General features: G+C 65.8%; 1 protein-coding gene. It reads right to left on the bottom strand.

Features of this window, described 5'->3' with window-relative positions; genetic code table 11:
* Window positions 1-487 (bottom strand): condensation domain-containing protein (locus tag ASD69_RS22670; RefSeq protein ID WP_235567187.1); only part of this gene is annotated, 487 nt, incomplete at its 3' end.
* Between the last annotated feature and the right edge of the window lie 736 nt (window positions 488-1223).

The raw sequence follows: 1223 nt of genomic DNA on the forward strand, positions 1-1223 counted from the left end.
ACAACTCGTGGATCAGCGATTCCTGCGGATACTCGGCCGAGGTCGCGTTGAAGTCCGACAGCACATGATCGCGCTGCGCCGACGTCATCATCGGCAGCACCGCCGGCGACATCGTCTCGTCGGCCACCATGCCCTCCAGCAGGGTGATGAAATGGCCGGCAAAACGCTCGATCGTCGTATGGTCGAACAAGTCGACGGCGTATTTGAACTCGCCGTGCAGGTTGGTGCCATCGCCCTTCAACGACAATGACAGATCGAAGTTCGCCACCGGATGTTCGGCGGCGATGGATGAGAGCGTCAGTCCAGGCAAGCCCTGGACATCATCGGTTGCCGGCGTGTTGTCCAGGGACAGCATCACCTGGAACAGCGGACTGTGGCTCAGACTGCGCGCGGGCTGCACCGCTTCCACCACCTGCTCGAACGGCAGTTCCTGGTGCACGAACGCGCCCAGCGTCGCTTTCTTCACCTGCGCCAGCAGCTCCGCCACGCTNGGCTGCACCGCTTCCACCACCTGCTCGAACGGCAGTTCCTGGTGCACGAACGCGCCCAGCGTCGCTTTCTTCACCTGCGCCAGCAGCTCCGCCACGCTTGTTGTCTCGCCCACGCGCACGCGCAGCGCCAGCGTGTTGACGAAGAAGCCGACCAGCGCCTCCACCTCGCGCCGCTGCCGGTTCGCCACCGGCGTGCCGATCACCACGTCGTCCTGGCCCGACAGCCGCGACAGCAGCAGCGACCAGCCGGCCAGCAACACCATGAACAGCGTCGCNCCGGTTCGCCACCGGCGTGCCGATCACCACGTCGTCCTGGCCCGACAGCCGCGACAGCAGCAGCGACCAGCCGGCCAGCAACACCATGAACAGCGTCGCTCCCTGCCGCTGACCCAACTGCTTCAGTCGCGCGCTCAGTTCCGCCGACAACGCGAAGGGCAAGGTACCGCCGACATGACTCTGCACCGCCGGACGCGCACGGTCGGTCGGCAGCTCCAGCAGTGCCGGCGCGCCCACCAGGTGCTCGCGCCAGAACGCCGTCTGCCGCTCCAGTTCCTCGCCTTGCAACCAGCCGCGCTGCCACACCGCGTAGTCGGCGTACTGGATGTCCAGCGCCGGCAACGGATTGGCCAGCCCATCGCTGTAGGCCGCGTACAACTGCGCGAACTCGCGAATGATGATACCGATCGACCAGCCGTCGCTGACGATGTGGTGCTGGGTAATCAGCAGCACGTG

The organism is Lysobacter sp. Root604 (genome assembly GCF_001427505.1).
GTDB lineage: Bacteria > Pseudomonadota > Gammaproteobacteria > Xanthomonadales > Xanthomonadaceae > Lysobacter.